We start from the raw sequence: 13,531 nt of genomic DNA on the forward strand, positions 1-13,531 counted from the left end.
TCAAAACACCCATGCGAAACTCTTCACATGCGCCCCCGCCTGACCTCCCGCCCGGCAGAGCAGCTTGCCGAGCACCCGGTAGAACCCCCGGCCGAGCACTCGGCCCCCCGTCGCGCCGCCCGGCCGGGCGCACGTTCAGTGATCGCCGCCGTTGCCGTCGCGTCGGCGCTGGTGCTCTCCGGCTGCTCCTCGTCGGGCGGCGGCTCCAGCGACGGTGCCAACACCTCGTTCGTCCAGGGCACGGGAGAGATCTCCACTGCGGCGGTCGGCCACCGGGGCGATCCGATCGACCTGACCGGCAACGACCTCGACGGGAAGTCGCTCAGCCTCTCCTCGTACCGGGGCAAGGTCGTGGTCATCAACGTCTGGGGCTCCTGGTGCGCGCCCTGCCAGGCCGAGGCCGCGGACTTCGAGACGGTCTACAAGCAGTACCAGGGCAAGGGGGTGCAGTTCATCGGCATCGACACCCGTGACCTGCAGACCGCCGCCGCGCAGGCCTTCGTCACCAGCCACGGACTGACCTACCCGAGCCTGTACGACCCGGACGGCGAGCTGCTGCTCAAGTTCCCGGTCGGCAGCCTCAACCCGCAGGCCATCCCGTCCACGCTGGTGCTCGACCGCTCCGGCCGGATCGCGGTACGGGCCCTGGAGCCGCTGCTCGCGGACCAGCTCTCCAAGATCATCGCGCCGGTGCTCGCGGAGAAGTCGTGACCCCAGGCGCTGCCCCCGGCCTCGGCACCAGCACCCTGCTCGCTCTGAACGACAGCGGGACCGTGCTGCACGGTGCGCTGATACTGGCGGTCCCGGTGGCCCTGCTCGGCGGCCTGGCCTCTTTCTTCTCCCCCTGCGTCCTGCCGCTGGTACCCGGTTACCTCACCTATGTCACCGGCTTCTCCGCGGTGGACCTCGCCGACGCCGAGGGGCGGCGGCGCGGACGACTGCTCCTCGGCTCCCTGCTCTTCGTGCTCGGCTTCACCGCCGTCTTCGTCTCCGGCGGCGCCCTGTTCGGCTACTTCGGCAGCACCCTGCAGCAGCACCAGCGGGTGATCTCGGAGGTGTCCGGGGTGCTCACCATCGCCATGGGCCTGGCCTTCATGGGCTTCATGCCCGGCTTCACCCAGCGGGAGCTGCGCAGCCACCGCCGGCCCGTGGTCGGCCTGCTGGGCGCCCCGCTGCTCGGCGTGGTCTTCGGCATCGGCTGGACGCCGTGCATCGGACCGACGCTGGCCGCGGTCCAGTTCCTGGCCTGGAACCAGGCCAGCGCCGGCCGCGGCGCCTTCCTCACCGCGATGTACTGCCTGGGCCTGGGCGTGCCGTTCGTCATCGCCGCGCTGGCCTTCCGCCGCGCCCTCGGCGCCTTCGGCTGGGTCAAGCGGCACTACCAGCTGGTGACCCGGATCGGCGGCGGGATGCTGGTCCTGGTCGGCCTCTTGCTTCTTACGGGGTGGTGGGGCGAGCTGGTGTACCAGCTGAAGCTCTGGTTCCCCAACACCACGTTGGGAATCTGATTCATGAGTGACACGCCTGTGAGCGACGACCGCGAGGAGACCGCCGTGGCGGCCGCGCCGGACAGTGCCGACAGCGCGGAGCAGCACGAGCTCGCCGCCGCCGAGCGGCTGACCAGTGCCCCGCGCGAGGAGTCCGCCGACGGCGACGGCGCCGAGGTCGCCGGCATCGGCCTGGTCGGCTGGCTGCGCTGGGGCTGGCGGCAGCTGACCTCCATGCGCACCGCGCTGATGCTGCTGTTCCTGCTGTCGCTGGCGGCGGTGCCCGGCTCGCTGGTGCCGCAGACCTCGGCCAGCCAGCTCAACGTGGACAACTTCCACGCCAACCACAAGGTGCTGGCGCCGATCTTCGACAAGCTGCAGATGTTCGACGTCTACGGCTCGTTCTGGTTCTCCGCGATCTACCTGCTGCTCTTCATCTCGCTGGTGGGCTGCATCGTCCCGCGCACCTGGCAGTTCGTCGGCGTGCTGCGGGCGCAGCCGCCGACGGCGCCCCGGCACCTGGTCCGGCTCCCGGTCTACGCGACCTGGCGCACCAGCGCCGACGCCGACCGCGTCCTGGACGCCGCCGACGGCCTGCTGCGCAAGCGCCGCTTCCGCTCCTCCCGCTCCGGCGGCGGGAACTCGGTGGCCTCGGAGAAGGGCTACCTGCGCGAGGTCGGCAACCTGCTCTTCCACGTCTCGCTGATCGCGATGCTGATGGCCTTCGCCGCGACCAAGCTGTTCGGCGGCATGGGCACGGTCGTGGTGGTCGAGGGCTACGGCTTCTCCAACAACGTCACCCAGTACGACGACTTCATGCCGAGCGCCTTCTACACGGCGAACAGCCTGGACCCGTTCGGCTTCACCCTGGACAACTTCGACGCCACCTACCAGACCAGCGGCGACCAGAAGGGCACGGCGCGCACCTACGCCGCGCACATCTCCTACTGGACCGGCAGCAACGCGAACCGCAAGACCAACGGCACCATCGAGGTCAACCACCCGCTGAAGATCGGTGGCAGCAACGTCTACCTGACCGCGCACGGCTACGCACCGGTCATCCAGGTGACCAACGCCAAGGGCCAGGTCATCTTCAACGGTCCGACGCCCTGCCTGCCGCAGGACGCGAACATCACCTCGCTCTGCGCGATCAAGGTGACCGACGGCTACGCCGACAAGACCGGCAAGGCCACCCAGCTCGGGTTCTCCGGGATCTTCGCGCCCACCGCCGTGATCGACCCGGTCAACGGCCCCCACTCGTCCTTCCCGGCGATGGAGGACCCGGGCCTGTTCATCACCGGCTACGTGGGCGACCTCGGCATCAACTCCGGCATCCCGCAGAGCGTCTACTCGCTCGACCTGAGCCACATGACGCAGCTGAAGGTGGACGGTCAGCTCTGGAAGGCGTCGCTGCACCCGAGCCAGGGCATCAAGCTGCCCGACGGCGGCACGGTCACCTTCGCCGGGGTCAAGCAGTGGGCCAACTTCACCATCTCGCACAACCCCGGCACCGAGGCCGCGCTGGTCAGCTCGGTGCTCGCGATCCTCGGCCTGATCGGCTCGCTGTTCATCCAGCGCCGCCGGATCTGGGTCCGCGCGGTCACCAACCCGGACGGCACCACCACGATCGAGCTGGCCGGCCTCGCCCGCAGCGAGTCCGCCCGGGTCGCGGAGGAGCTGGCGGAGATCGCCCTGCTCCTCCAGGAAGCCGCACCGGCCGACGTGGCCGCCGACGACTCCGACGGTTCCGACGATGAAGTCGCCGCCGACGACCAGGAAGCCGACACGGCCGACGAAGACGACGCACGCACCGACGCCCCCCTCGCCGATCTCACCTCCAGCAAGGACTGACCGAGCGTGAACCTCGCAGCAGCGGCGATCAACACCAACCTCGCCCACATCTCCAACGTCCTGATCTACTCCTCGATGGCGGTCTACCTCCTCGCCTTCCTGGCCTTCACCGCCGAGTGGACCTTCGGCGGTCGCAGCCGGATCGGTCGGCAGGCCAACGAGCTGACGGCCACCCCCGGCGTCACCATGGCCGACTCGGTGGCCTCCGCGGTCGCCTCGGCCGAGCTGGTCACCACGACCGCCGCGCCCACGGTGGCGGTCACCGTGACCGGTGCGGGCGGCCGGACGTCGACGCTGACCCGGACCGTGGCGGCCAAGGCCGGCAATGTCGACATCGTCACCCGCAGCGACGCCGCTCCGCCGGTCGACGGCGTGGGCGCGGCCGGCGGCGACGACAAGGCCGACCGGATCGGCCGCATCGCCGTCGCGATGACCACCCTCGGCGGGCTGCTCCAGCTCGGCGGCGTGATCGCCCGCGGCGTCTCCGCGGGGCGGCCCCCGTGGGGCAACCTCTACGAGTTCACCTGCGCGCTGACCCTGGTCGCGGTGATCGTCTTCCTCGGTCTGCTGTTCTCCGGCAAGGACGTCCGCTGGCTCGGCCTGCTGCTCACCTTCGGCGTGCTGCTCGGCCTCGGCCTCGCGGTCACCGTCCTCTACACGGCCTCCGAACAGCTGGTTCCGGCGCTGCACTCGTACTGGCTGTGGATCCACGTCTCGGGCGCGATGATCTGCGGCGGCGCGCTCTACGCGGGCGCGATCGTCACGATCATGTACCTCTGCAAGGACTACTACGAGGCCGCCGTCCGCGAGGGCCGCGCCAAGGACGGCCGCTGGTCGGACATCTGCGCACGGATGCCCTCCGCGGCCAGCCTGGACAAGCTGTCCTACCGGATCAACGCGCTGACCTTCCCGCTGTGGACCTTCACCATCATCGCGGGCGCGATCTGGGCCGAGGCCGCGTGGGGCCACTACTGGCAGTGGGACCCCACCGAGACCTGGGCCTTCATCACCTGGGTCGGCTACGCCTGCTACCTCCACGCCCGCGCCACGGCTGGCTGGAAGGGCCGCAAGGCCGCCTGGCTGGTGCTGATCGCCTTCTCCTGCTTCCTGTTCAACTCGTACGGCGTCAGCATCTTCATCAACGGCGTCCACTCGTACGCGGGGCTGTAGCCGGGAGGGTGCGGCGGCCGGGGGTCCGGGGGGCGCCCCCCGGGGGGTTGGAGCATCAACGGCGTCCACTCGTACGCGGGGCTCTAGCCGGCGCCAGGGGCGCGCGGAAGCTCCGGGGGAGCGCGCGGATCAGGGGTCACTCCACCATTGGAGTGACCCCTGACGCATTGGGCCGTTGGAGAAGGTGTCCATCCGTCGTATCGCATGCCTATCGTGGGTGGTATGGCGGAGCGAACCGAGAACGACCGTGGAGAGGGGGACGCCATGGCGATTGCCGCGACCGAGCGCCCTGACAGCTCTCAGAGTCTTGCCGAGGATCGGGACGAGGTACTGTCCGCTTTCCTGGAGCTCGATGTGCCTGAGGGCTATCGCGCCGAACTGATCGAGGGTGAGATCGTCGTGACCCCGCCGCCCGATGGTAGCCACGAGGGATATGTCGGCAAAGTGGTGCGACAGCTGATCCGTGGAACTGCTGCCGAGATCTACACGGCTGGAAACAAAGGCCTGGTGACTCCACTTGGTCACTTCATCCCAGACTGCTCCGTTGGCATGGTCGGTGTCTTCGAGGCCATGGGCCCCTGGGCCCGGCCCGATGGCGTGCTGATGGTGGTCGAGGTGACCTCCAGCCGCCCGGAGAAGGACCGGGACGCCAAGCGTCGCGGCTACGCCGCCGCCGGCATCCCGCTCTACCTGCTGGTGGACCGCTCCCAGGGCACGGTCACCCTCTTCGCGGACCCCCGGAAGCCGGAGGAGCAGGACTACCTCACCGTCACCCGCGTTCCCTTCGGAAAGCCGCTCGACCTGCCGGAGCCCTTCGCCTTCGCGCTGGACACCGCCGTCTTCGACTGACCCGGACGGCCGCGTGGCGTCGGCTGTCAGTGCGGGCAGGGAGAATGTGCCCCGTACTACCTCGCCGCCCTCATCGGTGAGGTGACCGACTTGCGGGGAGACGACGGCCATGGATGCTCGGAACGTGGGCGACGCGGCGGGTGCCGCCGGAGCGACGGACCCGTTCGGAACGGCTGGTCTGCGACAGCGGGTCCTGGCGGCCTGGGCCGCCTCGCCGACCCGCTTCCGCGAGGACGCCAACGCCGAGGAGGAGCTCGCCCTCGGCGGCTACCGCGACCGGCTGGTGGTCGAGCTGGCGCAGAACGCCGCCGACGCCGCCGCCCGCGCGGGCGTCCCCGGGCGACTGCGGCTGACCCTGCGCGAGGGCGTGCTCTGCGCCGCCAACACCGGCTCGCCGCTGGACGCCGAAGGCGTCGAGTCGCTGTCCACGCTGCGCGCCTCCTCCAAGCGGGAGGAGGCCGGCGAGGGCGCGGTCGGCCGCTTCGGCGTCGGTTTCGCCGCCGTCCTGGCCGTCTCGGACGAGCCCGCCGTGATCGGCCTGCCCGGCGGCGTCCGCTGGTCGTTGGCCGAGGCCCGCGCCCTGGCCGCCGAACAGCCCGCGCTGGCGGAGGAACTGCGCCGCCGGGACGGCCATGTGCCGCTGCTCCGGCTGCCGCTGCCCGCCGAGGGCGCACCCCCGGCGGGCTACGACACCGTCGTCGTCCTGCCGCTGCGGGACGCCGCCGCCGAGGACCTGGCCCGTCGGCTGCTGGACGAGATCGACGACGCGCTGCTGCTCACCCTGCCCGGCCTGACCGAGGTCGTGGTCGAGCAGCAGAACGGCGCGCTGAGCCGCACCCTGACGCGCCGTGAGGAGGAGCCGGCGCACGACCTGGCCGGGCCCGCCACCGTGGTCGTCGCCGACGAGTCCGGCGAGCGCCGCTGGCAGGTCGCCTCGGCCGGCGGCGAGCTCGCCGCCGAGCTGCTGCGGGACCGCACGGTCGAGGAGCGGCACCGTCCGCACTGGTCGGTGACCTGGGCGGTGAACGAGTCCGGCGCCGCCGAGGCCTCCGGCGCGACCGCCGTCGTCCATGCGCCGACCCCCACCGACGAGCCGCTGGGCGTCCCCGCGCTGCTGGTCGCCTCCTTCCCGCTGGACTCGACGCGCCGTCACATCGCGCCGGGGCCGCTGACCGACTTCCTGGTCGAGCAGGCCGCCGACGTCTACGCCGCACTGCTGCGGCAGCGCGGCGGCGACCTCGCCAACCTGCGGCTGGTCCCCGGTCCGCTGGGCCGGGGCGAGCTGGACGGACAGCTGCGGCGGGCGATCCTGCAGCGGCTGCCCGACGTCCCGTTCCTGCCCGCCGCCGAGGGCGGGGCCGCGCTGCGCCCGCGCGACGCGGTGCTGCTGGAGGAGGCCGACCCGTCGATCGTCCGCGCCGTCGGCGAGGTGCTGCCCGGTCTGCTGCCGGCCGGTCTGGACCGCCGGACGGAGCTGCGCACCCTCGGCGTCCGTCGGCTGGCACTGGCCGAGACCGTCGACCAGCTCGCCAACCTCGACCGCGAGCCCGCCTGGTGGCGCGGCCTGTACCAGGCCCTGCTCGGCGCGGACCGGGACGCCCTGGGCGCCCTGCCGGTCCCGCTCGCCGACGGCCGCAAGGTCACCGGCCCGCGCCGGGTCCTGGTCCCCGGCGAGGCCTCCGGCGACGCCGCCGTGTCCGCAGAGGACTTGGCCCTGCTGGGCCTGCGGCTGGTCCACCCCGAGGCCGCCCACCCGCTGCTGGAGAAGCTCGGCGCGGGCGTCGCCACCCCGGCCGGCGTCCTGGAGACGCCGGAGCTGCGCGCCGCCGTGCTCCGCAGCGTCGACCTGGACGACCAGGACGAGGCCGAGGAGATCGCCGAGGCGGTGCTGCGCATCGTCCGGGCGGCCGGGGTCACGGCCGGACCCGGCGCGGGGGAGTACCCGTGGCTGGCCTGGCTCGCGCTGCCCGACGAGGAGGGCGAACTCGTCGCCGCCGGCGAGCTGGTGCTGCCCGGCAGCCCGCTGGCCGCCGTGGTCGACGAGGACGACGCCGTCTTCCTGGACGAGGACTGGGCCGAACGCTGGGGCCCGGAGGTGCTCCGCGCCGTCGGCGTCGGCAACAGCCTGGGACTGGTGCGGGCCGAGGAGGTCGTGCTCGACCCGGACGACCTGGAGCGGCTCGACCCCACCGCCGCACCCGACCGCGCCGCCGGCGGCGAGCCGCGCGGCCTGCTGGACGAGGCCCCGGAGGGCTTCGCTGACTGGGCCGAGGAGATCGCCGACCGGCTCAAGTCCGAGGCCGACGACCGCGAGGACGCCGGCGGCCACCGGGACGACCACCCCGACGTCCCGCCGGTCGCCGCCGAGCTGCTGGCCGTCCGCGACCTGGACCTGGTCGACGACGATGCCTGGGCCCGGGCGCTGGCCCTGCTGGCGGTGCCGCCGCTGCGCGAGGCCGTGGTCAACCCGGTCCGGCTGCTGCTGCCGGACGGCAGCTCAACCGAGGTCCCCTCCTACACCGCCTGGTGGCTGCGCGACCACCCGGTGCTGGACGGCCGCCGTCCGGCCGGGCTGCGTGCGGCCGGCGCCGACCCGCTGCTGCGCGGCCTGTACCCGGAGGCCCGGACCGGCTTGGACGAGGTCTTCCTGCACGCCCTCGGCGTCCGCACCACCCTGGCGGCGCTGCTCGCCGAGAGCGACGGACCGGACGAGCTGCTCTACCGGATGGGCGACCCGGACTGCGAGCTGTCGCACCGTCAGCTGCACGGCATCTACACCGCGCTGGCCGGAGTGGCGCTGGAGCGCGTCGCCCTGCCGGAGGAGGTCCGCGCGCTGCCCCCGATGGACCCGGAGACCCGCCGCCGTCCGGCGCACACCGTGGTCGTCGACGTCGCGGACGCGGTCGTCGCCGACGCGCCCGACCTGGTGCAGCTGCTGGACGACTACGCGCTGATCACGGTCGCCCCGGCGCTGGCCGCCGCCCTCGCCGAGCGGCTGCACGTCTCGCTCGCCAGCGAGGTGGCCGGCGGACGGGTGCTGAGCGAGGGCGCCGTCCACCGGGTCCCCGAGGCGGTGCGCGAACTGCTGCCCGGCTGCCCCGAGGTCTACGAGGAGCACGAGGAGCTGCTGGTCGTCGGACCGGACGGCGAGGAGGCCGCCGTGGACTGGCGCTGGGACGCGGACAGCCCCGCGCCCGAACCCGAACCCGAGGAGGGCGAGCCCGCCGAGCCGGACGAGTTCGCCCCGGTCGTCCCCCACGGCGCGCTCCACGCGGCCACGCCGGAGGGGCTGGCGGCCGGGCTGGCCTGGGCGGCCGGCCAGTGGCACCGCCGTTTCGAGGTCCTGGCGTTCCTCTCCGACCCCGAGCGCGCCTATGAACTGAGCGCGGCCCGCGACTTCGAGGGCTGACGGGGCGTCGGCGCCGCTACCGGGGGCCGCCGGGCTCGGTGGCCCCCTCGGCGTCGACCTCCACCTCGTCCCCGGCCTCGTCCCCGGCCTCGTCCCCGGCCTCGTCCCCGGTCCGGGTCGCCGCCGGGGTCCGGACCGGGGCGCGGCCCGCGTCTCGCCTCGCGCCCCGCGCGGCGACTCCGTCCGTCTCCTCCGCCGCCTCCGGGTGCCGGCGGAGGTACCGCCAGACCAGCTCCAGCAGCAGGCCGCCGACCACGGCGACGCCGACCGCCGTCCACGGGTCGCGCCAGCCCTGGAGGCTGAGCTGGAAGAAGGACTTCAGCCACGGCACGATCAGCACCAGGGCGAAGCCGCCCGCCATCGTCAGCACCAGCAGCACCCGCCACCAGTTGTAGGGGCGGGCGATGATCGCCAGCGCCCAGAGCGCGACGATGAACAGGGTCAGCGTGGTCACGCTGGTGTCGGGGACCTGGGCGGTCGCATGGTCCGCGCGGGCCAGCAGGTAGGTGGTGAACGCGGCGGTCCCCGCGATCACGCCGCCCGGGACGGCGAACCGCAGCACCCGTCGGACGAAGCCCGGCCTGGCCCGCTCGTTGTTGGGGGCGAGCGCGAGGAAGAACCCGGGGACGCCGATGGTGAGCGTGCTGAGCACGGTCGAGTGGCGCGGCAGGAACGGGTAGGGCACCTGACAGATGATCACCAGCAGCGCGATCAGCACGGAGTAGACGGTCTTCAGCAGGAACAGGTTGGCGACCCGCTCGATGTTGCCGATCACCCGTCGGCCTTCGGCGACGACCAGCGGCAGCGTCGCGAAGCTGTTGTCCAGCAGCACGATCTGCGCGACCGCCCGGGTGGCCTCGCTGCCCGCGCCCATGGCGACGCCGATGTCGGCGTCCTTCAGCGCGAGGACGTCGTTGACGCCGTCGCCGGTCATCGCGACATGGTGGCCCCGGGACTGGAGGCCCTGGACCAGGTCCCGCTTCTGTTGGGGCGTCACCCGGCCGAAGACCGAGTGCTGTTCGACCACCTCGGCGATGGCCTCGGAGCCGGTGGGCAGGGTCCGGGCGTCGATCGGGTCCTCGGCCCCGGGCAGCCCGAGCGAGCCGGCCACGGCGCCGACCGAGAGGGCGTTGTCCCCGGAGATGACCTTGGCGGCGACGCCCTGCCGCTCGAAGTAGCGCAGCGTCTGCCCTGCGTCGGGGCGCAGCCGCTGCTTCAGCACCAGCAGCGCGACCGGCTCCAGTCCGTCGGCCGGGTCCTCGGCGTCGAGCGGGGTGTCGGTCCGTCCGAGCAGCAGGACCCGCAGCCCCTGGGCGCCGAGCCGGTCGACGGTGACCAGGTCCGGATGGCCCTGGGGCAGCAGCACGTCGGGGGCGCCGAGCAGCCAGGTGCCGGGTCTGCCGTCCGGTTCCTGGACGGAGGCCCCGGACCACTTGCGGGCGGAGGAGAAGGGGGCGACCTGGAGCAGCCGCCAGCCCTGGCCCTCGTCCGGCACCGGGTAGGCGTCGATGATCGCCTGGAGGCTGGCGTTCGGCCGGGGGTCGGCGGTGCCGAGCAGGCCGAGCACCGCCTCGGCCCGCGCGGCGCCGGGGGCGGGAGAAGGGCTCGCCAGCGGGCGGAGCTCGGCGACGTCCATGCCGCCCTCGGTGAGGGTTCCGGTCTTGTCGAGGCAGACGGTGTCCACCCGGGCCAGGCCCTCGATCGCCGGCAGTTCCTGGACCAGGCACTGGTGCCGGCCGAGCCGGATCACGCCGACGGCGAAGGCCACGGAGGTGAGCAGCACCAGGCCCTCGGGAATCATTGGGACGATGCCCGCGACCATTCGCCGGATGGCCTCGCGGAGGTTGTGGCTCTCCACGTACAGCTGGCTCAGGATCAGCCCGATCGCGGTCGGGATCAGCAGCCAGGTGACGTAGCGCAGGATCGTGTCGATGCCGGTCCGGAGCTCCGACTTGACCAGGGTGAACCGGCTGGCCTCCTCGGCCAGCTGGGCGGCGTAGGCCTCGCGGCCGACCCGGGTGGTGGTGAACGCGCCCGAGCCGGCCACCACGAAGCTGCCGGACATCACCGGGTCGCCGGGGTGCTTGTGGACGGGGTCGGCCTCGCCGGTGAGCAGCGACTCGTCGATCTCCAGGCTGTCGGCCTCGGAGACCTGCCCGTCGACGGTGACCTTGTCGCCGGCCCCCAGCTCGACCAGGTCGCCGAGGACGATCTCGGCGTTGGTCAGCTCGGCGCTGCGCCCGTCGCGCCGGACCCTGGGGTGGGCCTCGCCGATGACGGCGAGGCTGTCGAGGGTGTGCTTGGCCCGTAGCTCCTGGATGATCCCGATGCCGGTGTTGGCGACGATGATGAAGCCGAACAGGCCGTCCTGGGGCGGTCCGACCACCATGATCACGGCGAACAGGGTGCCGATGATCGCGTTGAACCGGGTGAAGACGTTGGCCCGGACGATCTCGGCGGTGGACCGACTGGACCTGACCGGCACGTCGTTGACCTCGCCGCGCGCGACCCGCTCGGCGACCTCGGCGGTGCTGAGCCCCGGCAGCGGTGCAGTCATGCTGTTGACCCTAGGCGGGACCGGACGAGGTCGCCCCCGGGACTGGTCCGACCGGACGGGCCGGTGCGCTCGGGCCGCCGGGATCTACTCGGGTCGCCGGGATCCGCTGAGGGCCGCCGGGATCCGCTCAGGCCGAGGGGCCCTCGGCCCCGGTCGTCCCGGGCGCGCCCGCCCCCGCCGCCTCGGCGGCGCGCGAACGGGCGATGGCGTCCCGGCGGGCGCGGCAGTACCAGATGCCGACCAGGCCGAGGCCGAAGCCGGCCAGGCAGCACCACAGCCAGTCGGTCCTGCCGGTGCGCGACAGCCATCCGTGGAAGGGCAGCAGGGCGATGAAGGCGACCAGCCACAGCACGGTTCCGCCGGTGACGATGCCGACGTCGTTGGCCTCCATCGGAGGCGCGGAGGGGAGCTTGGTCGTCTTCACGGGGACCAGCGTACGGGGGCGGTGTGCCCGGAGGGGAGCCCGGCGCGGAGCGGGTCGACTCACCCGTTTGGAGGAACTCACAGTCTACGCGCGGAGATGGCCCATATCCTTTAGTCGATTCATACTGGCGGTTCCGGATCGAACGGCGCGTCGACTTGACCCTCCTTGCACAGAAGAGGCAAGGCAGTCAGGCAGGAAAGTGGACGGCGCCGTTCGCCGCATCCGCGGGAACCCCCACCGCTGAGGCATCAAATCTAAGGATCAGTGCACCATGTCTTCCGTGGCCGCCGCCAAGGCCGAGTCGCCCGACTCCGGGCCGACCCCGCCGCGCAATGCCGTCGACCGCTTCTTCAAGATCTCCGAGCGCGGCTCCTCCGTCGTCCGGGAGATCCGCGGCGGCGCCGCCACCTTCTTCACGATGGCCTACATCATCGTGCTGAACCCGATCATCCTGTCCTCCGGCGTGGACAAGTACGGCCACCACCTGAACAGCGGACAGCTGGTCACCGCCACGGTGATCACCGCCGCGTTCACCACCCTGCTGATGGGGGTCATCGGCAACGTCCCGCTGGCCCTCGCGGCCGGTCTGGGCACCAACAGCATCGTGGCGCTGCAGCTGGCGCCCAAGATGAGCTGGCCGGACGCGATGGGCATGGTGGTCCTGGCGGGCTTCGCGATCATGCTGCTGGTCGCCACCGGCCTGCGCGAACGGGTGATGAACGCGGTCCCGCTCGGCCTGCGCAAGGCCATCGCCATCGGCATCGGCCTCTTCATCGCCCTGATCGGCTTCGTCGACGGCGGCTTCGTCACCCGTATCCCGGACGCCGCGCAGACCACCGTCCCGCTCCAGCTCGGGGGCAACGGCCACCTGGACGGCTGGCCGGTGCTGGTGTTCATCGTCTGTGCGCTGCTGACCCTGATCCTGCTGGTGCGCAAGGTCCCCGGCGCGATCCTGATCAGCATCATCGCCACCACCATCCTGGCCGTGATCCTGGACAAGGCCGCGACCATTCCGGCCGGCGAGTGGGGCCTGACCGTCCCGGTCTTCCCGCACAGCATCGTGTCCACCCCGGACTTCGGCCTGATCGGCAAGGTCAGCCTGTTCGGCGGCTTCCACCAGGTCGGCCTGCTGACCGGCATCCTCTTCGTCTTCACCGTGCTGCTGTCCTGCTTCTTCGACGCGATGGGCACGATCCTCGGCGTCAGCGACGAGGCGCACCTGCTGGACAAGGAAGGCAACCTGCCGGGCATGAGCAAGGTGCTCATGGTCGACGGTTTCGCCACCGCGCTGGGCGGCGCCACCTCCAGCTCCGCCAACACCTGCTTCGTCGAGTCCACCTCGGGGGTCGGCGAGGGCGCCCGCACCGGTCTGGCCTCGGTCGTCACCGGCCTGTTCTTCGTGGTCGCGCTGTTCCTGACGCCGCTGGCGACCATGGTCCCGACCCAGGCGGCCACGCCGGCCCTGGTCGTGGTCGGCTTCCTGATCCTCTCCAGCGGGATCCGCGAGATCGACTGGTCGGACTTCACCATCGCCATCCCGGCCTTCCTGACCATGGTGATCATGCCGTTCACCTACAGCATCACCAACGGCATCGGCATTGGGTTCCTGGTCTTCTGCGTGCTGAAGATCGCCACCGGCCGGTTCCGCGAGGTTCCGATCGCGCTGTACGTCGTCGCCGCGATCTTCGCCTTCTACTACCTGATGCCCGCCTTCGGCCTGGTCCACTGAGCCCGGTCCACTGAGCCCGGTCCGCCGAGCCGCTGACGCGCAGCGCCGAAGCCGC

Annotated in this window: 9 protein-coding genes; 7 read left to right on the forward strand and 2 right to left on the reverse strand. The window is 72.1% G+C overall.

Annotation, left to right across the window (positions count from 1 at the left end; genetic code table 11):
• Positions 1-27: 27 nt before the first annotated feature.
• The 6 genes from BS75_RS23740 (at position 28) to BS75_RS23765 (ending at position 8,766) form a co-directional block, all read left to right on the forward strand.
• The gene (locus tag BS75_RS23740) at positions 28-711 is read left to right on the forward strand and encodes a TlpA disulfide reductase family protein (protein ID WP_081982541.1); all 684 of its coding nucleotides are present in this window, start codon (positions 28-30) and stop codon (positions 709-711) included.
• A complete protein-coding gene (locus tag BS75_RS23745; RefSeq protein ID WP_042440667.1) occupies positions 708-1,508 on the forward strand; it encodes a cytochrome c biogenesis CcdA family protein in 801 nt (266 codons plus the stop codon). The genes BS75_RS23740 and BS75_RS23745 overlap by 4 nt, the downstream gene beginning before the upstream one ends.
• Positions 1,509-1,511: 3 nt before the next feature.
• The gene (gene resB, locus BS75_RS23750) at positions 1,512-3,338 is read left to right on the forward strand and encodes a cytochrome c biogenesis protein ResB (RefSeq protein ID WP_042440668.1); all 1,827 of its coding nucleotides are present in this window, start codon (positions 1,512-1,514) and stop codon (positions 3,336-3,338) included.
• A gap of 6 nt (positions 3,339-3,344) precedes the next feature.
• The gene (gene ccsB / locus BS75_RS23755) at positions 3,345-4,508 is read left to right on the forward strand and encodes a c-type cytochrome biogenesis protein CcsB (RefSeq protein ID WP_034089700.1); all 1,164 of its coding nucleotides are present in this window, start codon (positions 3,345-3,347) and stop codon (positions 4,506-4,508) included.
• Positions 4,509-4,730: 222 nt separating this feature from the next.
• Positions 4,731-5,357 (forward strand): Uma2 family endonuclease, encoded by a 627-nt coding sequence (locus BS75_RS23760; protein WP_034093645.1) that lies wholly within the window; start codon positions 4,731-4,733, stop codon positions 5,355-5,357.
• Positions 5,358-5,466: 109 nt separating this feature from the next.
• Complete coding sequence (locus BS75_RS23765) at positions 5,467-8,766, forward strand: sacsin N-terminal ATP-binding-like domain-containing protein (protein ID WP_034089701.1); 3,300 nt, start codon at positions 5,467-5,469, stop codon at positions 8,764-8,766.
• A gap of 16 nt (positions 8,767-8,782) precedes the next feature.
• Here BS75_RS23765 and BS75_RS23770 read toward each other — a convergent pair whose 3' ends face one another.
• Both BS75_RS23770 and BS75_RS23775 read right to left on the reverse strand, forming a co-directional pair.
• Positions 8,783-11,323: an HAD-IC family P-type ATPase gene (locus tag BS75_RS23770; RefSeq protein ID WP_081982542.1), complete on the reverse strand. Its 2,541-nt coding sequence runs from the start codon at positions 11,321-11,323 to the stop codon at positions 8,783-8,785.
• A 127-nt stretch (positions 11,324-11,450) separates the two neighbouring features.
• Positions 11,451-11,747, reverse strand: a complete 297-nt coding sequence (locus tag BS75_RS23775; RefSeq protein ID WP_231607877.1) for a DUF2530 domain-containing protein — start codon at positions 11,745-11,747, stop codon at positions 11,451-11,453.
• A 271-nt stretch (positions 11,748-12,018) separates the two neighbouring features.
• On the opposite strand from BS75_RS23775, the gene BS75_RS23780 reads away from it, so the two are divergent.
• Complete coding sequence (locus BS75_RS23780) at positions 12,019-13,476, forward strand: NCS2 family permease (RefSeq protein WP_034089702.1); 1,458 nt, start codon at positions 12,019-12,021, stop codon at positions 13,474-13,476.
• Positions 13,477-13,531: the final 55 nt, after the last annotated feature.

The organism is Streptacidiphilus albus JL83 (genome assembly GCF_000744705.1).
GTDB lineage: Bacteria > Actinomycetota > Actinomycetes > Streptomycetales > Streptomycetaceae > Streptacidiphilus > Streptacidiphilus albus.